Here is a 21475-nt window from a genome sequence, read left to right as displayed (position 1 = left end):
CGGTGATCGACGCGGCGCTGGGTCTCTCCAATGTCGGAAGCGTGATCTGCCTCGGCAACAGCGGGACCGCGCGGCGCTATCCGATGACGTTGCACCGGCATTGGCCGGAGGTTGAGAAGATGCTGGTGACGGTGGATGGTTTTGCGGTCCCTCGCGCGCACTGGCACACCGTTCCCGAGTTTCGCCGTCGCGTCCTGAACGAATGGGACAAGATCGAACCTTACAAGGCGAGCGGATTTATCGCGGAGTGGCCCGCGGCCTGAACCGACGGCGCTGCAACGTCGGTCGATCGTCCGATGCGCTGCTGCCGGAAGCAATCGAGCGCAGTGCAGCAGCGGTTCTCGCGATCGGACTGTAAGCGGGCTGTAAGCAACGCGTTGTAAGTTGACTTGCTGATTGACTTGCAGCTGGAGCGTCAGATGACAATCCGGACCCCCATTCTGGCTCTATGCCTCGTGCTCTTGGGCACCGCTCCCGTTCTTTCCAAGGGCGGCAGCGTAGGCAACAAACATGATCCCCTCGATCCCCATCACATCGACGCGCTGCCGCTCGACGTGCGGCAGTACGTTGCCGGAATTTGCAAGGGAACGCCGGTCGCGCAGCACGACTTCGCGACCTATTCACCGCAGGAAAAGCGCTGGCGGATAAACCTCGAATATTTGCAGTGCGGCGTGATCGGGGAATTTCGCAGGGGCAACCAATGCCTCGATGTCGATTTCGTTGCCGAGGGCGCGCATTTTCGTCTCGCCAGGAAGACGTATGCCGCCTGTGGTTATTGATGTTGGTGCTGCGTTTCGAAGGCCAACAACTCGCAGTGAATGCGCGATGTCACTCCGTCGAGTCGAAATCCTCTTCGGTCGCGCTCAGCATTCCCGCCAGTGTCCGCAGGCCGAGGTCGAGCTGCTCCATCGGCGGCGCGGCAAGCGCGAGCCGCACCGCATTGGGCGCGTGCCCCGGCGTGGCGGCGAAGGTGGTCGACGGCGTCAGCGCGATGTCGCGGCGCGCCGCGGCCGCGACCAGGGTCTGCGAGCGCCAGTGCGGCGGCAGGGTCAGCCAGAGGTGATAGGACTTCGGGTTGGTCTGGATCTCGAAATCGGCCAGATGCTTCGCCGCCAGCTGCTGGCGACGGCCGGCGTCGATCCGCTTCAGCCGTGACAATTCGGCGGCGGTGCCGTCGGCCATCAGCCGCTGTCCCGCGGCGAAGGCGTAGCCCGACGCGGTCCAGCCGCCCGAGCGCACCGCGGCCATGATGCTCTCGCGCAGCCGCGGCGGCGTGACGATGAAGCCGAGCGCGAGGCCCGGCGCGACCTTCTTCGACAGGCTGTCGAGCACGATGCAGCTGTCCGGCGCGAGCGCGGCCAGCGGCACCTCGTCGTCGAGGAAGCCGTAGACGCCGTCCTCGATGACGACGAGCCCGAGCTTCTCCACCACGCGCAACAGCTCGGCGCGACGCTCGGCCGGCATCGTGATGCTGAGCGGGTTCTGGATCGTCGGCTGCACGTAGATCGCGGACAGATGGGCCTCGCGATGGGCCTTCTGCACCGCGTCGGGGCGGACGCCGTGCTCGTCCATCGCAAGCGGCACCAGCGAGATGCCGAGCCGCGCGGCAATGCCCTTCACGAACGGATAGGTCAGCGCCTCGACGCCGCAGCGTCCGCCGGGCGGCACGACGGCGGCGAGCGCGGCGGCGATGCATTGCCGACCGTTGGCGGTAAACACGATCTGGTCGGGATTCGGCGACCAGTTCTTGCGCGCCAGGAATTCCGCGGAGATGGTTCGCGCCGCCCGCGTGCCGAAGCTGGTGGCCGGCCGCAGCGCGCCCTCGAGCACCTCGGGTCGTTCGAGCCCTTCGAGGCTCTTGGCGATCATCGTCGCCTGGTGCGGCAGCAGCGGATAGTTGAATTCGAGGTCGATGCGGGCGCCGCGCGGCTCGGGCGGGGCGGCGTTGCCGCGGCGCGCTTCGCCGGACACGAAGGTGCCGCGGCCGACTTCACCGACCACCAGCCCACGCCGCAACAGCTCGGTGTAGACCCGGCTCGCGGTCGAGACGGCGATGTTGCGGTCATAGGCGAAATGGCGTTGCGGCGGCAGGCGGTCGCCCGCCTTCAGCTCACCGCTGGCGATCTCGGCGGCCACCGCATCCGCCAGCTTCAGATATTCGAATCTCGACATTATTGCACCGAGAGCAATGTTTTGCTTGCTCCGAGAAATGTACCGGATCATTGAAGACAGAACAAGCCCATGATTGTACCGAGGAGCGCGCAAGCAATCCGAGGTCCCGACGGCGCAGGTGCTGAAACGGCATTTGTGTCAACGGCATAGCTTTGCCTCATGGGCGCCGAAGGAGATGACAATGACGACGATATCCTCAGCCGCCGCGTCGCCCGCGCGGTCCAGCATGTTGGCCGGATTGCTCCGATTGCTCCGAATTTGCGGCGATGCGCTCGCGACCTATTGGGTGCGCCGCGAGGCGATCAAGACGCTGCGCCAGCTCGATGACCGGACGCTGCGCGATATCGGAATCTCGCGTTGCCACATCGAGACCGCCGTCACCGGCGATCTCGATATCGAGCTGGTCCGGATCCGTTGAGATGCTGCTGTCGGCGTCCAAGCGGACGCCGCCAGCACGGCTGGCGCAGCGCGCGGCATTGGCCTTTTCCTGGTCGAGATCGTCCTCGCTCGATGGCCCTTGCCGAGCTTGCTGCCGGTTGCCGAATTCACCGAAACTACACCAAATATGCGAAGGAACCCGGGTTTGTGAGCGCCGTCGCACCAAGGTTGTGATGCTCTATGCTAGCGTGCTCGTCGCGTACGCTAGCGTTGTAGTTGGGGACCGATGGCCGCTCGCAAATTGTCGCAAGGGCAGGCCCCGAACCGGGAAGCGCGTCGCCGCTGGCACGAGGAGCGGTCACTGCGGTGCGCCATCAGGTTGGCCCGCATGGGCTATTGGGAGGCGCAGAGCGCCGCCGCGACCGATTTCTGGATATCTCCCGAGCTCGCTGCCTTCTACGAATTCAAGACCGCCGACGGCTTCGTCCCGATCGCGACGGTGCGCGAGCGCTATCTGCCCGAAAGCCGAAAGCTTCTGGAGGCGCATTACGCGGCCTGCTGGGCGGAGGGCCTGCCCTATGCGGTGCGGACGAGGCTCCGCGGCACCGATGGCAGCCTGCTCGACTGCATGGTGCATGGCGAGCCGGAGTTCGACGCGCGCGGTCAGGTCCGGCGCGTGTCCGGCATTGTCCGCGACATCACGGAGGAGACCTCCGCGCTGCGCCGCCTGACGGAGAGCGAGCAACGGCTGGCCGATTTTGTCTCGACCGCCTCGGACTGGTGCTGGGAGAGCGACGCCGCCCACCGGTTGCTGCCCTATCCGAAATCGCTTGCCGGCAACGCGGCCTTCCAGACGGTGGCCTCCGGCGGGAAGGCGCGCTGGGAGCTCGCCTATGCGCCCGAGGACGAGGAGACCATGGCGCGGCACCGGGCCGACATGGAGGCCCATCGCCCTTTTCGTGACTTCACCTATACGCTGATCGGCCAGGACGGATCGCGCGTCAGCATCTGCACCAGCGGCAAGCCGATCTTTGCCGATGATGGCAGCTTTCTCGGCTATCGCGGCACCTCCAGCGACATCACCCAGCTCAGGGCCGCCAAGGCGTTGCTCGATCAGCGCACGCGGGCGCTGGAGGAAGCGCACCGGCTCGGCAAGATCGGCACCTGGAGCTACCGGCTGGACACCGGCCGCACGATCTGGGCGCCCGAGCTCTACCAGCTTCTCGGCTTCGACCCCGACAGGTTCGAGCCGACCGACGCGAGCATCAGGCCCTACTTCCTCGACGGCGACGCCGACCGTTTTCGCGACGTGCAGAAGCGGGTCCTCCGCACCCGAAGGACCGAGGCCACCGACCTGCGCATCTTGCATGCGGACGGCGCCGCCCGCGACCTGGCTGTCATCTGCAAGGCGGAGGTCGCCCACGACAACGTCGTCGGCATCATCGGCACCGTGCAGGACGTCACCGAGCGCAAGGAGGCCGAGCGCCAGCTCGAGCAACTCGCCTACAGCGATCCCCTGACCGGCCTTGCCAATCGCGCGCTGTTCAAGCGCCAGCTCGCCGCCCTGATCGAGGGCTGCGCCCGGGAAGGCCGCGTCGGTGCGCTGCTGCTGATCGACCTCGATCGCTTCAAGGAGGTCAATGATTCCCTCGGCCATGCCGCCGGCGACGAATTGCTGATCCAGGTGGCGGCTGCGTTGCGACAGGATTTGGGGCCGCATGCCTTCATCGCCCGGCTCGGCGGCGACGAATTCGCGGTGCTGGCGGAGGGATGCGGCATGTCCGAGGCCGCGCTGACCGGGCTTGCCGATCGGCTCATCGGCAAGCTGTCCGGTCCGGTGGATCTCACCGAGGGCGAGGCTTCCGTCGGCGCCACCATCGGCATCGCCCGCTTGCCGGAGCACGGGGCGACGGCAGAGACCGCCATGCGCAACGCGGATCTGGCGCTGTACATGGCCAAGGAGGCCGGGCGCGGCCGTGCGCGACTGTTCGAGCCGGTCTATGCCCAGGCGGTCGATGAACGGCTCGATCTCGGCCGCCATCTGCGCCGCGCCGTGGAGGCCGGCGCCCTCGAGGCCCATTACCAGCCGCAGGTGGACCTGAGGACCGGCCGCGTCACCGGTTTCGAGGCGCTGCTGCGCTGGACCCATCCCGAGCGCGGGCCGATCTCGCCGGCGGAGTTCATCCCGATTGCCGAAAGCTCCGGGCTCATCGTCGATCTCGGCCTGTGGGTGTTGCGCGAGGCCTGCCGGCAGGGCCGCGCCTGGCTCGACGCCGGGTTGCCGCCGCGCTTCGTCTCGGTCAACGTCTCGCCGGCGCAGATCTGGAGCGTGGATTTCGACACGGCCGTCGCAGCCGTGCTGGCGGAGACCGGCTTTCCGTCGCGCTTGCTTTGCCTTGAGCTGACCGAAAGCCTGTTCGTGGATCATACCGAGCAGCGGATCAGTCGCACGCTGATGGCGCTCTCCGGTCTCGGCGTCCGGCTGGCGCTGGACGATTTCGGCTCGGGCTATTCCTCGCTCGGCTATCTGACGCGCCTGCCGTTCGATTGGCTGAAGGTGGACCGGGCCTTCGTGGACGGCATTTCCACCACCGCTGAGAAGCGCAAGCTGCTCGGCGGCATCATCGCGCTGTCGCATGGGCTCGGCATGACGGTCGTGGCGGAGGGCGCCGAATTGCCGGCCGAAGTGGTTGTGCTCGGCAGCCTCGATTGCGCCCTGGTGCAGGGCTTCGTGTTTTCCCCGCCGCTCGCCGCCGACGAGGCGCCGCTGGTAGCCGCCTCCATCGAGCGCGAGGCATTCCGGATGCAGCCAAAACGGAATCGCCTCTAGGCGAACACTGCTTTGGCAGCATTCTTTTTTCCGCGGCTTTGCATCGATGGTGGCAGCTGACCAACTAGCTATGCCGAGCACTCATCAATCGGAGTTGGGTGAGGTGGCTTGACGTCCGCTCTCACCCTGATAGCGGCGAGAAGGCGGACCTCGCCGGAGGTTCGAGAAGGGCCAATCGCCGACGATACACGCCGAGAATGTCAATTCTTGATCCTCGTCGAGCAAAAAAGAAAGACCGCCTCGCAGCGGTCTCTCCGAGTCTAACCGGGTGCTCCATCAAGCAGCTCGCTTGAACGCTTCCCGCGCAGCCTCATTGGCGCGATCGAAGGCAGTGCGCGTTTCCGTCAAAGCTGCCATGAGTGCGGACCATGACTGGGTCCCCGCCTGATTCAACTTCTCTAGTTTTTTCTCCGCCTCGATTGCATCTGCGTTCATACGCTTAACGGCAGCGTCGATATCGCCCCGACGCTCAGAAGCGAATTTTTTGGCATCGCTGCCAAGCTTCTCGGCCACTTCGCGCCACGCTTTCAATTGGGCATCGGCTTGAAGCTTGAACGTCGCTTGCTGGTGCTCGATTTGCTTGCCGAAGCTTTCGACATATTTCTTGACCTCGGCCTCGAACAAGCCCCAGTCAGCCTCAAGTTTTGCTTTTGTCTGGATCCACGCGGCCTCGTTAGCTTCCGACTGCTTCTTCATGGTGTCGCGGAAGTCATCACGCTGCGAGCGCAGGTCCGCAAGAACCTTCTTGGCTTTGTCGCGGACATCGGCCTGCACTTCGGCAGCCTTGCTCTCAAGCGAGATCACCGTTGCGTCCATTTCGTCGAGACGCTCCTTGGCCCAATTTGCAAAGAAGTGGATATTGCTTTGTGTAACCATTTGCTCGTCTCCATGAAGTCGAAGAATGCCGCCCCATGTTGCCGATTAACATGCCGCGCCAAGCTATTTTTGATGTGAGTCAAAAGGTGTTCCGCGGTCCGACCAAACTTCACTCGAGAAGTTGCGAGTTCCGAAATGGGTCAAGAGATGAAGAACTCAACGTGAGCACAATGCGTCCGCTTTTCGGTGCATAGCGACCAATCGCCGTCGGTCAGCGCCTCATTGAGCCTGACTGCCGAGCCGTGGTTCCAGCGCCTGACCGAAGGGGCCGAATTGCCGGCCGACGTGGATGTGCTCGGCACCCTCGATTGCGACCTGGTGCAGGGCTTCGCGTTTTCCACGCCGATCGTCGCCGACCAGGCGCCGCTGGTGGCCGCCTCCATCGAGCGCGAGGCGTGCGGGATGCAGCCAAAACGGAATCGCCTCCAAAGCATGATCCGGAAAAGTGCGAAGCGGTTTTCCCTCGCGACAAACGCGGAACGCGTTTGCGCGGAGATCATGCTCAAACAAAGAGCTAAAGCGCGATGACGATTCGACCTCTTCTCATCGCGCTTTGGGCGAGCACCGCGTTGCAGCATACTTTTGCTCGTGGCTTTGCCCCGATGATTGCAGCTGACTAATCAGCTATGCCGAGTACTCATCAATCGGAGTTGGGTGAGGGGGCGCTTGACGTCCGGTCTCACCCTGAGAGCGGCGAGAAAGCGGACCCCGCCAGAGGTTCGAGAAGGGCCCGACTGCCGACGTTCCAAAATGAATGAAACTACCAATGGTTATTCTGTCGACGCTATCGGAGCAGCGGCGTTAAGTAGACTGGAAACAGCTGTCACGAGCTGTGCTGGCGCAAATGGCTTCGTAAGCAGGATGCTGTTCGGAACGCCCTGTGAGGGCCACTGGTCAGCGCCGTCGCCGGTCATGTAGACTACGGGCATATCGAGGCTAAGCTCTCTCGCCTGCCTAGCAACGTCCCAGCCGGTAAGCTCGCCCTGCAAATGGATGTCGGTAGCGAGCGCTCGATACTTATGGTGATCTTCTTGGAGAAGGGCGCATGCTTCTTCGCCTGACGCTACGGCTTGCGGTTCAAAGCCGCCCTCTGACAATGCTTCTACAGCAAGTTCTTTTATGAAGTAATCGTCTTCGACCACTAAGACCAGCAGGGAAATTTTCACAATATCACCATCTCCTGCCGCGAGGATGCAGCGGGCTTAAGTTACAAAGTGAACAATCGTTCCATTTGCGCAGTGAAGATATTCCGTAAATGCAAGGAACATTGTTGGCGATGCTTATTGCGGTCCAAGGAGACGTACCCGCGATTTCCAGCAGCGTGTTGCAGCAAGGGACGAATTGTCGCCGCCCTCAGACTGCAAGACGATCCAGAGGGATCGAGACCCTCAACCTGAGTCCGCTCGGTAGCCAATCATATTCCACCTTGCCGCTGAGCTGAGCGGCAATGCTGCGCTCCGCAAGCACACTCCCAAAACCCTTTGCCGAAGGCGCAGCAACAATCACCGGGCCGCCTGTCTCCTCCCATTCAAGATGCAAGTCCCCGCCTTGCGTCTCCCATGCGATGTTTATCGAACCGGTTGGTTCCGATAACGCGCCATACTTGGCCGCATTCGTCGTGGTTTCATGCAGCGCGAGAGCGAGGCTTGTAACGGCCATAGCCCCCACGGGCACAGTTGGTCCTCTTACCTTGATGCGTTCGCGGGACGCTTCATCTTCATATGGCCGCAAGACCGTTCGCACCACGTCTCCCACCGTCGTTCGCTCGCTATGCGCCTCCGTACCCATAATTCCAGGACGGATCAGGTCCTTGGCCTGCATGAGAGCGTCAAGACGGCCTCGTAATGATTGAGCCATCTCCTGCGGTGTTCTGGCTGACCGAGCACTCAGACTTATGATGCCGTGGAAAACGGCAAACATGTTCTTTACGCGATGGTTTGCTTCCCGAGCGAGCAGCCGTTGGCGCTCTTGCGCGACTACACGGTCAGTCGTCTCACTAACGATGCAGAGTACACCGTCCGTTTCGCCAGCCTCGTTTTGAACTGGAGAATACGAGATGTCGAAATAAACTGTCTCTGGGTAGCCGTGCCGCTCAATGTAGAAGGGGCGGTCCTTCGCGAAGACTGTTTCGCCGGTGTCGAGAACTCGCCTGAGTAGCGGTTCTAAATCGTCCCACAACTCGGCCCAATTTTCGCGTGCAGGCCGCCCGAGTGCCGTTGGATGCTTCTGACCTATCGTAGGTGCATAGGCGTCGTTGTAGAGAGCGACAAATTCGGCTCCCCAAAACAGCACGATTTGTGCTTTGGCCGGCAGCATGAGGCTGACCGCGCTCTTGAGGTGGGTTGGCCACCCAACGATTGGTCCCAAGCTTGTGGTGGACCAGTCGAAGGACCGGATGAGTGCGGCAGCTTCGCCCTCGGCTCGCGGAAAATCGCCTTTTACTTTTCGAACAGTGCCCATGACGATCAACAAGCAGATATTGTGATCGGGAACAATGGCCCACGAAACCCTGATGTTAACAGAGCAACGGCGAGATGGGGACAACGAGTTGTTGCAACGAGCCATAAGCGGTCATCAACCGCCGCTGTAGGTCGGCGGTCACCCGAGAATGTTCCCGCCCGACGCTTACGTCTTTCAATTAGCAAAAGAACTCAATGGCTTGGAACGTAGGACCCCTCTGTAGGTTGGCTGACCAGCATCCGAGGAGCCAACGATGGTCCCCCAAGGGCAGCAGCAAGAGAGCGAGCGGGTCAGGGTTTTGCTCGTGGAGGACGAATGGTTCATCCGATTTGACGTAGCTGAGGAGCTTCGAGGTGCGGGGTTTGAGGTCGTTGAGGCGAGCACCGCAGATGATGCGATGGACTACATCTCAACAGGCGAGCGAATTGACGCGCTGATAACCGACGTCCGGATGCCCGGAACCCTTGATGGTCTCGACTTGGCTGGGAAGGTTCGCGTCATGCAACCGATGCTCCTTATCCTCGTTGCCTCTGGAAGCACGGAATTGGAGAGCGCAGCGAGCCGCGTAGGTGGGTTCATCAGCAAGCCCTACGATCCCAAGCAGATCGCAATGCTGATCGCGGAGATGCTCGGCCCAGCGCTGTAGTAGCATGCAGGCAGCAACTGTATTGATCGTCGAGCAAGACGTGCTCGTGCGCCATCCGCTGGCAGAGTACCTTCGCGAGTGCGGCTATCGCGTAGTGGAGGCAACTGACCACGACGAGGCACGTGAATGCCTCGAAGGCGGGAGATACTCGATCGATGCCGCCTTGATCGACGTCGGCGGTCCCACCGGCTCTGGGTTTGCTCTTTCTGCGTGGATACGGGGCAACCACCCAACTGTGAAGACGATGCTAGGCGCGACGGTCGGAAAGGTTCTCGCGCTCGCCGGTGATCTTTGCGACGAGGGCCCGCAGGCAGGGAAGAGGCTGAATTATCGACCCGTGCTAGACCACATCCGCCAACTGCTCGCGAGCCGCAAGCGGCCTTAGAATTCCGAAGCCTTGGTAGTCGCTAGCTTCCAGGCATCTCGCTTCCAATAAATCACCGCCGAAGTCCGCTTCGGGGCCAATAGGCGACATGCCGGGCACCGATCCAAGTCCCTCTCAGGGACGGCTCACCTTTCGACCGACTGAAACGAAACTGTGGCCCTGAGTGCCCGGGCCTCCGATCATGATCGCTTCCAAATAAGGCTCATCAATTGCTTCCGGCGACGACCAATCGATTACGAAATTTGCGCCTAAGCCACCGCGAATGTCTTGTTGTGGGACCACAATCTGGATTGCGCCGTAGGGCTTTAGCGCGATCGCCCGTGGCAGATATCTATCGATCACCTGACCATCAACATTGAAATAGTCAATCCGCTCGATGACAAGGGTTCCCGTCTCCGACGTATTTTGAACCGAAAGCGTCACGGACAGGTCGAGCCTAGTGTTTCCGTCCCGGACCAATAGGCTTGAATGCGCTGGGACGTAAATTCTTCCTCGAAGAGTTGAAGGCTCGCGCGGCAAATCAACAATTGAGCCCGCAAATTTCGCTAGAAGAGCTGGGAGATCAGGTTGCGCTCGCGCTCCAGACACCGCTAGGAGCAACAGCGCTAAGAAGATTGCTGGCTTTCCCATCTGTTATTCCATCGCCGTCGTACACATCACGGTCGGGTGCGAGTGATTGGAACGTGGGCACCTTGGGATGGGCGGCGTTGACGTAGATCAACGTTGCCGGACATTCGCCCGCGCAGTTAGACTTGTGTGGCTTGCGCCCCGGCGCACCTCTACCCGTGATCCGGCATGATGGACCGTCTGACGCGTATTGCACCCGGATTGATAAAACTCTTGTCCTACAGATTTGCGGAAGACTTTCGGCATGATCTGTTGGCAGGGGTCTCCGTTGCCGCAGTGGCCTTGCCGGTCGCGATCGCCTACGCGCAGCTGGCGGGCTTCAATCCCGTCGTGGGGCTTTATTCGAGCATTCTGCCGCTGGTCGCGTACGCCATCTTCGGCACTTCGCGGCAAATGATCGTGAATCCCGATGCAGCGGTGTGCGCTATGGTCGCTGCCGCGGTAGCTCCGCTGGCGGGTGGAAATCCTGAAATATACTGGTCGCTGTCGGTCGCAGTTACGTTTCTGGCCGGCATGTTCTGCATTGCAGCGAGTTTTTTTCGGCTCGGAGCGCTTGCGGAATTTCTCTCCAAGCCAATCCTTGTCGGACTTTTGAATGGGGTCGCAGTTTCGATTTGTCTCGGGCAAGTCGGCAAGCTTCTCGGCTTTTCCATCGAATCCAAGCGGATCATTCCGCAGCTGTTCGAAATCTTCGCCAAGGTTCCTCAGACGCAGGTTCCGACGCTGATCGTGGGAGCGGCAAGCTTGGCAATATTGTTTGGGCTGGCGCGCTGGGTGCCGCGACTTCCCACTGCTCCGATCATATTGATCGCCGCCGGCGCTGCGGTCGCCCTGTTCGGGCTGGACCGGTACGGAGTAGCAATTCTGGGGTCGATTCCTGGGGGTGCGCCGCCGTTGCGATTGCCCAGATTTCCAGAGGACGACATACCATCCCTGCTTGGCAGCGCGGCGGGGTTGGCTCTCGTGCTGTTTTCGAGCGGCATGTTGACAGCGCGCAGCTTTGCGTCGAAGGGTGGGTACGAGATCGACGCTGATCGTGAATTGGCAGCTTTTGGTGCTGCGAATCTCGCCTCTGCCTTATCTCAAGGGTTCGCCGTAACCGGCGCTGACTCGCGCACGGCGGTAGCCGCTGCAGCCGGCGGCCGCACCCAGGTGACTGGCCTGGTGGCTGCGGTGACGATCACCGCAGTGTTGCTGTTTTTGACCGGCCCCTTACGATATGTGCCGATTGCGGCCTTGGGCGCACTGCTTGTTTTCGCTTCAATTTCGCTATTCGACACACGAACGCTACGCGAAATCTGGAGCATCGATCGTACCGAGGTCGGCTTGGCCGTGATCACTACGCTGGGAGTGGTCGCGCTGGGGGCTATCAACGGAATCCTCATCGCGGTGGGGTTGGCCCTAGTCCGCTTCGTCAAGTTGACCGCACGGCCCAGAGACGAAGTCCTGGGAACAGTCGACGGGCTTCCCGGTCTGCATTCGATCGACCGACATCCGGACGCCAGGACGTTTCCGGGTCTTGTGCTCTACCGCTTCGATGGGCCGCTTACCTTCTTCAATTCCGATTACTTCAAGACGAGGGCGCTTGCGGTAGCCGAGGCCGCAGGCCCGGAACTTCAATGGTTTGTGATTGATGCAATTCCAGTCAGCCAGATCGACATAAACGGTCTGTATGCGCTTCGCGATTTGCGGGAAAGGCTGGAAGCGCGCGGAGCGTCCTTGATACTTGCCGGGCGCAAGGCCGAATTTCTCGCGCGGTTTCGGGAAGCCGGTCTCTACCGACCGGAACATGAAACATGGATCTTCCCTACACTACGCCAGGCCCTGAAGGGCTATCGGCAGGCGGCGCAACGCGTCGCGCCGCTTAACCAGGACGATCTGTGACTAGTTTGACAAAATGCGACCCTTTCGCATATCGCCTTCGGGTCAACAGGCGCCATACCGGAGTTGCTCGCCTAAGTCGGCGCCATCCCTAAACGTGGACATGCCGCGAACATCAATGAGATGACCGCCAAGCCGTAAACTGGCTGGCGACCGACACGAGATGCTCCTGCGAGCAAATCTGGAGCTTCTTGAGCAGCATTGCGCGCTGTGCGGCGACCTGCTCGGTGCCGCCGATCTCATGCGCTGTTGTCTTATCCGATTTGCCTCGGGCGAAACGCCGCAACAGCTGCTTCTCGCGCGGGCTCAAGATCGGCCGTCGTTCGAGCTTCGGCGGCTCTAGCTGCCCGTCGAATTGTGTCACGGCACGAGCAGCGCCGCGATTGCCATCGCTACCGGGAGCAACCCGAGGCCGACTACGCCCACGGTGTACGCAATTTCGCTGTCAAGTAGCTGTCTGGATGGGTGACGCATGACCAAGCCCTCCTGTCGGCCCGACCAGCAACCCCAGCGTCCGCGCGGTCGGAGCAACCATCAGCGCCCGGACTATACACCCGAAGGAGGAGATGCACCAGACTTGCAACCGACACATCACGGTGAGCGAAACGCCGGTCGAGGACGATGCCGCGCTCGATGCTCGACGTAATACGGCGCGAGCGCTGGCGGGGACGTCGAAGGATGGCGGACCCTCCGCAATCTCCGGTCCGACCGTCAGTGCGGCCCGTTTTGGCGCAAACCCGATATTTGGCCGGACCCAAAGCCTCAGAAGGGCCATCAGGTGATGACGCAGCTGGATGACGAGCACGGTCGGGCTGAGACGACCTTATTCTTCAGGGGGTTGCAGACCCGGCGACGTCAGCCATCCGTCTACATGAGAGGCGGTTTCGAGCTGGCGCAGTTTGCGTTCCAGAAGATCACGGTGCGGTCCTGGCTGCGCATTTTTCAGTTCCTCTATGATGCGGGCTCTTTCCGCGTTCAGATTGTCATCAATGTGGGATTGTGAGTGTCGTCCCATGGCACTCTCCTTTCCCTGCGTGAATGGGGAGGGAGCGCAGCCGGCGTTCTCATCACTGATCAAAGCACGGCGCCGTGCTGGTAATAGAACCAGTGTGCATCCGGAACCGGAGCGACGCCAGAACAAAAGTTAATCCAGCAAACGTCTGCTGGGGTCACAAGATGAAGAACGCTACGTGAGCACAATGCGTCCGCTTTCGGGTGCATAGCGACCAATCGCCGTCGGTCGGCGCCTCATTGGGCCTGACTGCCGAGCCGTGGTTCCAGCGCCTGACCGAAGGGGCCGAATTGCCGGCCGAAGTGGACGTGCCCGGCGGGCTCGATTGCGACCTCGTGCAGGGCTTCGTGTTCTCGCCGCCGATCGCGGCCGACCAGGCGCCGCTGGTCGCCGCCTCCATCGAGCGCGAGGCGTGCCCGATCCAGAAAAAACGGAATCGCCTCTAGGCGAATAACGCTTTGCAGCATTCTTTTGCTCGTGGCTTTGCCCCGATGGTAGCAGCTGACCAATTAGCTATGCCGAGTACTCATCAATCGGAGTTGGGTGAGGGTCGCTTGGCGTCCGCTCTCACCCTGAGAGCGGCGAGAAAGCGGACCTCGCCGGAGGTTCGAGGAGGACCAAAACGCGACATTGCGTTGCTTGCCGCGTCTACGCAAGTCCCCGTTCGCGATCTATAACTGTTTCAGGAATTCCAGGAGCGCATTGCTTACGTCTTTGGCGCGCTCTTGCTGAGTCCAATGACCGCAACCTTTCAAGACTATTGTCTCGCGAAGCAAGGGCACGAACTGTTTCAGGCTAGGGACGAGATGGCTCCAACTCGGCGATCTGTAAACCCCGTCTCGATCGCCAACGACATAGAGTGCCGGGACCTGAACCTTTGCGCCGGACCATGGTGCGAGCAACTCCCAATTGCGATCAATGTTGCGATACCAATTCAAAGCTCCTCCAAAGCCGGTGCGCTTGAACTCTTCAACGTAAAATTCGATGTCACTGTCCGTGAGCCACGTCGGCAATGATTGGGTTGTAGGCTTCCCATCAAGCCAGCCCCCCTCGCTAGGAAGCATCGTGAGCGACGCAGGATCTTCAACCGGTGCATCGCCAGATAGGGCGAACAATGTCGTCTTGATTGCGTTGTGGACGTCTTTTTCGAGTTCTGCCTCGGCAACGCCTGGCGTCTGGAAATACAGTTGATAGAAGCGCTGCTTTTCGGTCCTCGGCATGACGGTGCTTGGTCGGTCGGGACCACGCACCTGAAACGGCAGGCTCAAGCCAACGACGGCCCTAAATCGATCCGGTCTGAACAGAGCGCAGCGCCAAGCGACCGGCGCTCCCCAATCATGTCCGACAACGACTGCTTGATCCGTGCCGATCGCGTCAAGCAATCCGACCATGTCTCCGGTCAAATGCAATAGAGTGTATTGATCGATCGCATCAAGTTTGTCCGTCTGCCCGTAACCACGCATGTCGGGCGCGATGGCGCGATATCCGGCGGCAGCGAGCGCTTCCAATTGGTGCCGCCACGAATACCAGCACTCCGGAAAGCCATGGCAGAGAAGCACGGTGGGGCCGCTCCCTGCTTCGGCCAGGTGCATTCGAATGCCATTTGTCTCGATAAATCGATGCGAGATCGTCATCGCCAAACTCCGTAAGATCCAGTCACATTGTGAGCTCCAGCCACAACCGAAGTGGCTCCGCCGACACCCAGTCGAACGGTGGACCGCCAAAACGACATGCTCTACGAATTTATTTTCGAGCCCGCACCGCGCCTCCGGCAGCATCGGCGCAAGGTCCGCTTCGGGTCACAACGTGAAGAACTCAACGTGAGCACAATGCGTCCGCTTTTCGGTGCATAGCGACCAATCGCCGTCGGTCGGCGCCTCATTGAGCCTGACTGCCGAGCCGTGGTTCCAGCGCCTGACCGAAGGGGCCGAATCATGCGCTACGAACTCTCCGATGACGAATGGACGGCCATCAAGCCGATGCTGCCCAACAAGCCGCGCGGCGTGCCACCAGCGAACGACCGCCGCGTCCTCAACGGCATCTTCGTGTGTAATTTCGGAATATTAGAAATATATCCCTGAGTTGCCCGACGTGTCAAGTCGCCTGGTCGAACACCGGCAGCCGCCGGCTACTTTGCATGGGGTTGTTTTCGATATTTTGGCAGCACCGCCTGCGACGGCCCCTAACTCATCCAGCTTTAGTGCCGCACCACCAGCACTGAGCATTTGGCGTAGCGCACCACGTGTCCGGCATTCGAGCCGAGGAAGTAGGTGCGCATCGCCGGGCGGTGCGAGGTCATCACGATCAGGTCGGCCTTCATGTTGGCGGCCTCTTCAAGGATCTCGTGATAGATGCCGCCCTGGCGGACCACGCCGGAGATGCGCCCCGGCGCGATGCCGGATTCGCGCGCGACGATGGCGAGCGCTTCTTCGGACGTTTCACGCTGCTGGCTGTCGAAATCCGCCGGCACATACTCGGCGAGCATCACCGGCGTCATCGGCAGCACGTTGAGCAGGCGCACCGCGCCGTTCCATGTTTGCGACAATGTCGCAGCGGTTGCGATCGCCGGCTTCGCAAGATCGGTATCGGCGAGGTCGATCGGCACGAGAATGGACTTGTACATCTACGCCTCCTGTCCGCGATTGGTCTGGAGCCGTTTGGTCCCTGTGCCGGGACGCGCGCTTCTTTTTCTTCGGATAGCCCGTGGTGTCGACGCGAACCGGTCCCCCTGTCGCGCGATAATCAATATAGCATGGCGGAGCGGCGATGTCCGCTCGTGTCAGCTGCGCGAGGCCTGCTTCAACAGCTTCGGACTGACGAACAGGACGAGCTTGCCGCGCCGGAAGGAGACCTCGTTCCAGTCGTCGATCGCGAAGTCGAAGACGGCGAGCCCCGAGGTCGGCAAATTGTCGCTGAGCGCGCGCTGCGCGGCCTGGTCGCCGCTGCCGGTCAGCGTCAGCGCGAGCTCATGCATCCCGGGGTTATGGCCGATCAGCATCAGCCGCTTCGGGTCGGTGACGGAAGCCATCCGGATCGCGATGAGCAACTGCGCCGGATCGGCGCCGTAGAGTTCCGGCACGAATTCGACTTTCGGCGCAGGTCCTGCACCCTTCAGCGCCTCGCGCACGATCTCCCAGGTCTGCGTGGTGCGGACCGCCGGCGATACCAGGGCCAGATTGGGCAGGGGCGGGGGGCGGGCGATCCAGCCGCCGATCTCCGCCGCATCGCGGTGGCCGCGCTCGTCGAGACGGCGGTCCTGGTCGTGGCCCGAAGGCGCGTCGTGTTCGGTCTTGGCGTGACGCAGCAGCAGCAAACGGCGCATGGACTTCCATTCTCGATTCGGTCTGGTCGAATTAATTCTACAGGCTCATGCCCTGGACAAGGTGACAAGCGCCGCAGCGGTTCGTAAGAAACGACATGAGCGAGACTTCCACAAGTGCGGCAGACGGCCCCGACGAGGCGGCTTCGCCGTTCCGCGACCGTTTGGCGTTCGACCTCGACGTCGACATTTGCGTGGTCGGGGCCGGGCTGGCCGGCCTGACCGTGGCACGCGAGGCGGCGCGGCTTGGTGCCAGCGTCGCCGTGCTCGAGGGCCGCCAGATCGGCTGGAACGCCTCCGGCCACCATCTCGGCACCGTGATGCCGGGTTTCGGCCTGCCGATAGCAGATGTGATCGAGCGCGTCGGCCTCGACGATGCCCGCGAGTTGTGGGCGCTGTCGAAGGAGGGCGCCGACTATGTCCGCGCCACCGCCACCGAGGATTTGATACCGGGCATCAAGGCGAGCGACGGCGCGCTCGAAGTCTCCAATGTCGATGTCGGCGAGGCGCTGATCAGCCGCCTGCAGACGCTGGGCGAGGATTTTGCGACCGAGGTCGAAGGCTGGCAGGTCGATCGCGTGCGCAGCGTGCTCAGGACCGGCCGCTACTTCCACGGCATCTATTATCCGAAGGCGTTCCAGATCGACGGCCGCAAATATGTGCACGGGCTCGCCGCGCTGGCTGTGCGGGCGGGGGTGCGGATCTTCGAGGAGACGCCGGTCGTCAGCATCGATTTCTCGGGCATCCGCAAGCGCATCGTGACACCGACGGCGCGGTTGCGCGCCAACCATATTGTCCTCGCCGGCAATATCCATCTCGGTGCGCCGCTGAAGCGCTTGTCCGATACGTTGCTGCCGGTGTGGCGCTACGCGGCATTGACCGAGCCGCTCGGGGAACGGCTGGCGGAGGCGATCGCCTTTCCCGGCTCGGTCGTCGACAGCGACGGCATCGACCATTTCCGCATCGTCGATGGCGATCGCCTGTTGTGGGCCAGTCCCGAAACCACCTGGGACGCGCAGCCAAAGCGGCTCGGTAAGGCGGTGCAGCGCCGCATCGCCACGGTGTTTCCACAACTCGGCAAGGTTCCGATCGCGGACATGTTCGGCGGCGCTGTCGGCGTCACCGTGCACGGCATGCCGCAGATCGGGCAATTGCGCAGAGGCCTGTGGGTGGCGAGCGGCTTCGGCCGGCAGGGGCTCAACACCTCGGCGCTCGCGGGCCAGTTGATTGCGCGCAGCATCCTGTGGGGCGACGACCGCTGGCGGCTGTTTTCGCCATTCGAGCTGGTCTGGGCGGGGGGCACCACCGGCCGCGTTGCCGGTCATTTCATCGGCCTGTGGGCGAGGGGCGCCTCGTCCGTGGCGGGCGTTCTGGCGCGCCACCGCGAGGGTGCACGTGCGAAGGAGCGCATCCGCGAGGCGCGGCTCGCCGAGGCCAATCTCAAGGCCGGAACCAGGGGGCCGGCGCCCCGCCATCCGCCGGGGGCCGTCGTGCGGCCGGTCCCGCCGCCCACGCCCCGGCCGGTTACGGGCGGCGAGGAGCCATATCCTCATCCCTCGCAAGAAAGTGAGCGGATCTCGGACGGACGGATGTAACGTCCGGGGGCGGGGTTCGTATCTATGGACGAACCTGATCGCCAATTTGGCCGTCCGCATCGGAGATGATGATGATCGATCGCCGTATCCTGCTTGCATCCGTCGCCAGCCTGCTCGGCCTTGCCGCCTTCCGCTGGCTGCGCGCCTCGCCGGCGCAAGCTGCCGAGAAATTCGAGATCGAGAAGACCGACGCCGAATGGCGCGCGCAACTCACGCCGCAGCAATACGAGATCCTGCGCAAGGAAGGCACCGAGCGGCCGGGATCGAGCCCACTGCTCAAGGAGCACCGCAAGGGCACCTTCGCCTGCGCCGGTTGCGACCTCCCGCTGTTCTCGTCCGAGACCAAGTATGAGAGCGGCACCGGCTGGCCGAGCTTCTGGAAGCCGCTAGACAATGCGGTCGGCACCACGTCGGACCGAACCTTCGGCATGGTGCGCACCGAGGTGCATTGCCGCCGCTGCGGCGGCCATCTCGGCCACGTCTTCGACGACGGCCCGAAGCCGACCGGGCTGCGCTACTGCATGGATGGCTTTGCGCTGGTGTTTCACCCGGCCGCGCCGTCGGCGACCTGACGCTTTTCGAGCGAAGCCTGTCCGGCACGTGATGCGGGATGGGGCACCGGTTCGCGTCATGAGAACGCGTCAAACACAGCGGCGTTTTCGAGCGCAGCAGCGCGGTCAGAACTGCGCTCCCTCCCGGCAATTGTTGCCTGCCCGGCAATTGTGCCCCGGTTAAACGGCCGGGGCTTTTCTTTCAAGTGCATGATTTTGTTACGATTCGTTTCCTGGCACGACCTTTGCGAAATGCTCCTCCGATGCGGCCATCTGCTGATTGCCAGCCGCCGGGAATCGAATTGGAGAACATGTCATGGGTATCTTCGGCGCTCTTACGACGGCGGTCGGTGGCTTGCGCGCAGGGTCGTACGCGCTGGAAAACATCTCCGGCAACATCGCCAACTCGCAGACCACGGCCTTCAAGCGCATTGATACCTCCTTCCTCGACCTGGTCCCGCAGACTGCGCTGACCGCGCAGCTCGCCGGCGGCGTCACGGCGCAGTCCCGCTCGACCAACTCGGTGCAGGGCGACGTGCAGTCGGCGTCGGTCGCGACCTTCATGGCGATCAACGGCAACGGTTTCTTCGCGGTGCAGAAGCCGGGCAGCTTCACCGACGGCTCGCCGGTGTTCGACGGCGTCGACCGCTACACCCGCCGCGGCGATTTCCAGCTCAACAAGGACGGCTATCTCGTCAACGGCGCCGGCTATTATCTCGAGGGCGTGCCGATCGACCCGACCACCGGCAACCCCTCGGGCTCTTCGCCGCAGGTGCTGCGGTTCAAGAACGACTTCCTGCCGGCGCAGCAGACCACCAAGATCGACTATCGCGCCAACCTCGCGTCCTATCCCTTGACCACGGCGCACGACACCTCGGTCCCGGGCTCGGAGCTGATCCGGCCGGGCGCGTTCAGCGCCGGGCATAACCCGCTGGTGCTGGGCACGCCGGCCGCGCCCTATACCGATTCCTCCGTGACCGGTACCGCGCAAAACAACAAGGCGACGCCGTCGGTCGCCAATACCGCTGCGACCTTGCTCTCGGGCGCTGCGGGTAGCGATTCGATCAACACCAACTTCAGCGCCGGCTCTGCCGGCCCGCCTGTCGTGCCCGCCGATACGATCACGGTGAACGGCACCGTCATCACGTTCGTGGCTTCGGGTGCGACCGGCAACCAGCTCAACGTCACCGACAGCATCGGAACGCTGCTCGCCAAGATCGACGCGATCACCGGTACCGCGACGCCATCGACGATCAGCGGCGGCAAGATCACCCTGCATTCCGGCACCGCGTCGGACCTGCAGGTAACGAGCTCGAATTCGACCGCGCTTGCGGCACTCGGCTTCACCGGGCAGGCGGTTGCAACCCGCGGCGGCGGCGGCACGGTCGGCACCGGCCAGGTCGTCGGCAACGACAATTCGACCTTCCTGAACGAATCCGTCTCGGGTGGCGCCGTCACGGCCTACGACGTGTCGGGTGCGCCGGTGAACCTGCAGTTCCGGTGGGCCAAGAGCGACAGCTCCTCGCTGGGCGCCGGGCACACCGATACCTGGAACCTGTTCTATCAGGTCAATCCGAACGCAACCGGCACGCAGGTCTCCTGGCAGAACGCCAACGTCAACTTCACCTTTGCGGCGAACGGGCAGATGTCGCCGGCGATCTCGTCGGTGACGCTCAGCAATGCCGTCGTCAACGGCGTGTCGCTCGGTAACCCCGTGATCAATTTCGGCTCCGGCGGCGTGACCCAGTTCGCGGATGCCAACGGCAACGTTCAGGTCAACCAGATCCAGCAGGACGGTTTCCCGGCCGGCCAGCTCCAGTCGGTCAGCGTCTCGACCAACGGCCGCATCGTCGGCAACTACACCAACGGCCGCAACATCGACCTCGCCGAAATCTCGGTGGCGACCTTCAACGGCACCAACTTCCTCAAGCGCATCGACGGCGGTGCGTTCGAGGCGACCGATGAGTCCGGCGCGGCGTTGTTCGGCAAGGCCGGCACCATCGTCGGTTCGTCGCTCGAGAGTTCGAACACCGATATTGCCGATGAGTTCACCAAGCTGATCGTGACCCAGCAGGCCTATTCGGCAAATACCAAGGTGATCACGACAACCAATTCGATGGTGCAGGACCTCTTGAACGTCGTGCGCTGATCGCATCGATGATGCGCGTGTGAAGCAGTAAAGGCGAGTACACACCATGGGTTTGAGCCAAGCCCTCTCCACCGCGATGTCGGGCCTGCGCGCCACGCAGGCCTCGCTCTCGCTCGTGTCGTCGAACGTCGCCAATGCGGAGACGCCCGGTTACGTCAGGAAGACGCTGAATCAGGATACCGGCACCACCGGGCAGTTCGGATCGAGCGTCCTCATCACCGGCGTCAACCGCCAGCTTGACGAATTCCTGCAGACCCAGCTTCGCACCGAGACCTCGGGCGCCTCCTACGCCGACGTCCGCTCCAGCTTCCTGGCCAATCTCCAGGGCGTCTACGGCAATCCAGACTCCACCGGCACCATTGAGGACGCCTACAACAAGTTCCTGACCGCGGTGCAGGGGCTGTCGACCAGCCCGGACTCGCAATCGGCCCGCATCGGCGTCGTCAATGCCGCGCAATCCATGGCGCAGCAGCTCAACGCGACCTCGCAGGGAATCCAGTCGCTGCGCGCCAATGCCGAGGCCGGCATCAACGACTCCGTCAACACCGCCAACAATGCGCTGCAGCAGATCGCACGCCTCAATGTCCAGCTGCA

Annotated in this window: 22 protein-coding genes and 2 pseudogenes; 15 read left to right on the top strand and 9 right to left on the bottom strand. The window is 62.4% G+C overall.

What is annotated here, in order from left to right; all coding sequences use genetic code 11:
- Together FNJ47_RS31350 and FNJ47_RS31345 are read left to right on the top strand one after the other, a co-directional pair.
- A pseudogene (locus FNJ47_RS31350) lies at positions 1 to 263 on the top strand (YdcF family protein); the annotation flags it as partial.
- Positions 264 to 401: 138 nt separating this feature from the next.
- Positions 402 to 779, top strand: coding sequence for a hypothetical protein (locus FNJ47_RS31345; RefSeq protein ID WP_163159810.1), 378 nt, complete (start codon positions 402 to 404; stop codon positions 777 to 779).
- 49 nt (positions 780 to 828) lie between these two features.
- Here FNJ47_RS31345 and FNJ47_RS31340 read toward each other — a convergent pair whose 3' ends face one another.
- Positions 829 to 2172 (bottom strand): aminotransferase-like domain-containing protein, encoded by a 1344-nt coding sequence (locus tag FNJ47_RS31340; protein WP_163159809.1) that lies wholly within the window; start codon positions 2170 to 2172, stop codon positions 829 to 831.
- A 181-nt stretch (positions 2173 to 2353) separates the two neighbouring features.
- Here FNJ47_RS31340 and FNJ47_RS31335 point away from each other — a divergent pair, with 181 nt between their 5' ends.
- Both FNJ47_RS31335 and FNJ47_RS31330 read left to right on the top strand, forming a co-directional pair.
- The gene (locus tag FNJ47_RS31335) at positions 2354 to 2590 is read left to right on the top strand and encodes a DUF1127 domain-containing protein (RefSeq protein WP_163159808.1); all 237 of its coding nucleotides are present in this window, start codon (positions 2354 to 2356) and stop codon (positions 2588 to 2590) included.
- A 348-nt stretch (positions 2591 to 2938) separates the two neighbouring features.
- On the top strand, positions 2939 to 5380 hold the full coding sequence (locus FNJ47_RS31330) for an EAL domain-containing protein (RefSeq protein ID WP_236000195.1): 2442 nt from the start codon (positions 2939 to 2941) through the stop codon (positions 5378 to 5380).
- 276 nt (positions 5381 to 5656) lie between these two features.
- Here the strand turns inward: FNJ47_RS31330 and FNJ47_RS31325 are convergent, their stop codons facing one another.
- Entirely contained in the window at positions 5657 to 6256 is a 600-nt protein-coding gene (locus tag FNJ47_RS31325) for a sll1863 family stress response protein (RefSeq protein ID WP_163159806.1), read from the bottom strand.
- A gap of 222 nt (positions 6257 to 6478) precedes the next feature.
- Here FNJ47_RS31325 and FNJ47_RS31320 point away from each other — a divergent pair, with 222 nt between their 5' ends.
- Entirely contained in the window at positions 6479 to 6784 is a 306-nt protein-coding gene (locus tag FNJ47_RS31320) for a hypothetical protein (RefSeq protein ID WP_163159805.1), read from the top strand.
- A gap of 242 nt (positions 6785 to 7026) precedes the next feature.
- Here FNJ47_RS31320 and FNJ47_RS31315 read toward each other — a convergent pair whose 3' ends face one another.
- Positions 7027 to 7422, bottom strand: coding sequence for a response regulator (locus FNJ47_RS31315; RefSeq protein ID WP_163159804.1), 396 nt, complete (start codon positions 7420 to 7422; stop codon positions 7027 to 7029).
- Positions 7423 to 7609: 187 nt separating this feature from the next.
- A complete protein-coding gene (locus FNJ47_RS31310; protein ID WP_236000194.1) occupies positions 7610 to 8728 on the bottom strand; it encodes an HWE histidine kinase domain-containing protein in 1119 nt (372 codons plus the stop codon).
- A gap of 241 nt (positions 8729 to 8969) precedes the next feature.
- Between FNJ47_RS31310 and FNJ47_RS31305 the strand changes: the two genes are divergently transcribed.
- Positions 8970 to 9362: a response regulator gene (locus tag FNJ47_RS31305; RefSeq protein WP_163159803.1), complete on the top strand. Its 393-nt coding sequence runs from the start codon at positions 8970 to 8972 to the stop codon at positions 9360 to 9362.
- Between the two features lie 4 nt (positions 9363 to 9366).
- Complete coding sequence (locus tag FNJ47_RS31300) at positions 9367 to 9747, top strand: response regulator (protein ID WP_163159802.1); 381 nt, start codon at positions 9367 to 9369, stop codon at positions 9745 to 9747.
- Between the two features lie 114 nt (positions 9748 to 9861).
- Here the strand turns inward: FNJ47_RS31300 and FNJ47_RS31295 are convergent, their stop codons facing one another.
- Positions 9862 to 10377: a DUF3124 domain-containing protein gene (locus tag FNJ47_RS31295; RefSeq protein ID WP_163159801.1), complete on the bottom strand. Its 516-nt coding sequence runs from the start codon at positions 10375 to 10377 to the stop codon at positions 9862 to 9864.
- Positions 10378 to 10542: 165 nt separating this feature from the next.
- On the opposite strand from FNJ47_RS31295, the gene FNJ47_RS31290 reads away from it, so the two are divergent.
- Entirely contained in the window at positions 10543 to 12258 is a 1716-nt protein-coding gene (locus tag FNJ47_RS31290; RefSeq protein WP_206685364.1) for a SulP family inorganic anion transporter, read from the top strand.
- Positions 12259 to 12370: 112 nt separating this feature from the next.
- On the opposite strand, the gene FNJ47_RS31285 is transcribed toward FNJ47_RS31290, so the two are convergent.
- Positions 12371 to 12619 (bottom strand): LuxR C-terminal-related transcriptional regulator, encoded by a 249-nt coding sequence (locus FNJ47_RS31285; protein WP_163159800.1) that lies wholly within the window; start codon positions 12617 to 12619, stop codon positions 12371 to 12373.
- A 414-nt stretch (positions 12620 to 13033) separates the two neighbouring features.
- Here FNJ47_RS31285 and FNJ47_RS31280 point away from each other — a divergent pair, with 414 nt between their 5' ends.
- Positions 13034 to 13258 carry a hypothetical protein gene (locus tag FNJ47_RS31280; RefSeq protein WP_163159799.1) on the top strand — a complete coding sequence of 75 codons (225 nt, stop codon included), beginning with the start codon at positions 13034 to 13036 and terminating at the stop codon, positions 13256 to 13258.
- Positions 13259 to 13506: 248 nt separating this feature from the next.
- A complete protein-coding gene (locus FNJ47_RS31275) occupies positions 13507 to 13713 on the top strand; it encodes a hypothetical protein (protein WP_163159798.1) in 207 nt (68 codons plus the stop codon).
- Positions 13714 to 13938: 225 nt separating this feature from the next.
- Here FNJ47_RS31275 and FNJ47_RS31270 read toward each other — a convergent pair whose 3' ends face one another.
- The gene (locus tag FNJ47_RS31270) at positions 13939 to 14901 is read right to left on the bottom strand and encodes an alpha/beta fold hydrolase (protein ID WP_163159797.1); all 963 of its coding nucleotides are present in this window, start codon (positions 14899 to 14901) and stop codon (positions 13939 to 13941) included.
- Between the two features lie 300 nt (positions 14902 to 15201).
- Between FNJ47_RS31270 and FNJ47_RS31265 the strand changes: the two are divergent.
- Positions 15202 to 15309 (top strand): annotated as a pseudogene (locus FNJ47_RS31265) (IS5/IS1182 family transposase); the annotation flags it as partial.
- 155 nt (positions 15310 to 15464) lie between these two features.
- Here the strand turns inward: FNJ47_RS31265 and FNJ47_RS31260 are convergent.
- Together FNJ47_RS31260 and FNJ47_RS31255 are read right to left on the bottom strand one after the other, a co-directional pair.
- On the bottom strand, positions 15465 to 15890 hold the full coding sequence (locus FNJ47_RS31260; RefSeq protein WP_163159795.1) for a universal stress protein: 426 nt from the start codon (positions 15888 to 15890) through the stop codon (positions 15465 to 15467).
- A gap of 156 nt (positions 15891 to 16046) precedes the next feature.
- The gene (locus tag FNJ47_RS31255) at positions 16047 to 16589 is read right to left on the bottom strand and encodes a SixA phosphatase family protein (RefSeq protein ID WP_163159794.1); all 543 of its coding nucleotides are present in this window, start codon (positions 16587 to 16589) and stop codon (positions 16047 to 16049) included.
- A gap of 95 nt (positions 16590 to 16684) precedes the next feature.
- Here FNJ47_RS31255 and FNJ47_RS31250 point away from each other — a divergent pair, with 95 nt between their 5' ends.
- The 4 genes from FNJ47_RS31250 to FNJ47_RS31235 all read left to right on the top strand — a co-directional run.
- On the top strand, positions 16685 to 18181 hold the full coding sequence (locus FNJ47_RS31250; protein ID WP_163159793.1) for an NAD(P)/FAD-dependent oxidoreductase: 1497 nt from the start codon (positions 16685 to 16687) through the stop codon (positions 18179 to 18181).
- Between the two features lie 71 nt (positions 18182 to 18252).
- Positions 18253 to 18753 (top strand): peptide-methionine (R)-S-oxide reductase MsrB, encoded by a 501-nt coding sequence (gene msrB / locus FNJ47_RS31245; RefSeq protein WP_163159792.1) that lies wholly within the window; start codon positions 18253 to 18255, stop codon positions 18751 to 18753.
- 295 nt (positions 18754 to 19048) lie between these two features.
- Positions 19049 to 20881 (top strand): flagellar hook-basal body complex protein, encoded by a 1833-nt coding sequence (locus FNJ47_RS31240; protein ID WP_163159791.1) that lies wholly within the window; start codon positions 19049 to 19051, stop codon positions 20879 to 20881.
- A gap of 46 nt (positions 20882 to 20927) precedes the next feature.
- Positions 20928 to 21475, top strand: a 548-nt coding sequence (locus FNJ47_RS31235) for a FlgK family flagellar hook-associated protein (RefSeq protein WP_236000193.1), incomplete at its 3' end; no start/stop codon positions are given.

This window comes from Bradyrhizobium uaiense (genome assembly GCF_010811875.1).
Lineage (GTDB): Bacteria > Pseudomonadota > Alphaproteobacteria > Rhizobiales > Xanthobacteraceae > Bradyrhizobium > Bradyrhizobium uaiense.
This window is presented reverse-complemented; position numbering and strand designations above follow the sequence as displayed.

Excerpts from the sequence above, each read along its gene's own strand:
- FNJ47_RS31340 (WP_163159809.1), bottom strand. The coding sequence starts at position 2,172 with ATGTCGAGATTCGAATATCTGAAGCTGGCGGATGCGGTGGCCGCCGAG.
- FNJ47_RS31260 (WP_163159795.1), bottom strand. The coding sequence starts at position 15,890 with ATGTACAAGTCCATTCTCGTGCCGATCGACCTCGCCGATACCGATCTT.
- FNJ47_RS31325 (WP_163159806.1), bottom strand. The coding sequence starts at position 6,256 with ATGGTTACACAAAGCAATATCCACTTCTTTGCAAATTGGGCCAAGGAG.
- msrB (WP_163159792.1), top strand. The coding sequence starts at position 18,253 with ATGATCGATCGCCGTATCCTGCTTGCATCCGTCGCCAGCCTGCTCGGC.
- FNJ47_RS31330 (WP_236000195.1), top strand. The coding sequence starts at position 2,939 with ATGGGCTATTGGGAGGCGCAGAGCGCCGCCGCGACCGATTTCTGGATA.
- FNJ47_RS31335 (WP_163159808.1), top strand. The coding sequence starts at position 2,354 with ATGACGACGATATCCTCAGCCGCCGCGTCGCCCGCGCGGTCCAGCATG.
- FNJ47_RS31240 (WP_163159791.1), top strand. The coding sequence starts at position 19,049 with ATGGGTATCTTCGGCGCTCTTACGACGGCGGTCGGTGGCTTGCGCGCA.
- FNJ47_RS31270 (WP_163159797.1), bottom strand. The coding sequence starts at position 14,901 with ATGACGATCTCGCATCGATTTATCGAGACAAATGGCATTCGAATGCAC.
- FNJ47_RS31250 (WP_163159793.1), top strand. The coding sequence starts at position 16,685 with ATGAGCGAGACTTCCACAAGTGCGGCAGACGGCCCCGACGAGGCGGCT.
- FNJ47_RS31255 (WP_163159794.1), bottom strand. The coding sequence starts at position 16,589 with ATGCGCCGTTTGCTGCTGCTGCGTCACGCCAAGACCGAACACGACGCG.
- FNJ47_RS31295 (WP_163159801.1), bottom strand. The coding sequence starts at position 10,377 with ATGGGAAAGCCAGCAATCTTCTTAGCGCTGTTGCTCCTAGCGGTGTCT.
- FNJ47_RS31300 (WP_163159802.1), top strand. The coding sequence starts at position 9,367 with ATGCAGGCAGCAACTGTATTGATCGTCGAGCAAGACGTGCTCGTGCGC.
- FNJ47_RS31290 (WP_206685364.1), top strand. The coding sequence starts at position 10,543 with ATGATGGACCGTCTGACGCGTATTGCACCCGGATTGATAAAACTCTTG.
- FNJ47_RS31305 (WP_163159803.1), top strand. The coding sequence starts at position 8,970 with ATGGTCCCCCAAGGGCAGCAGCAAGAGAGCGAGCGGGTCAGGGTTTTG.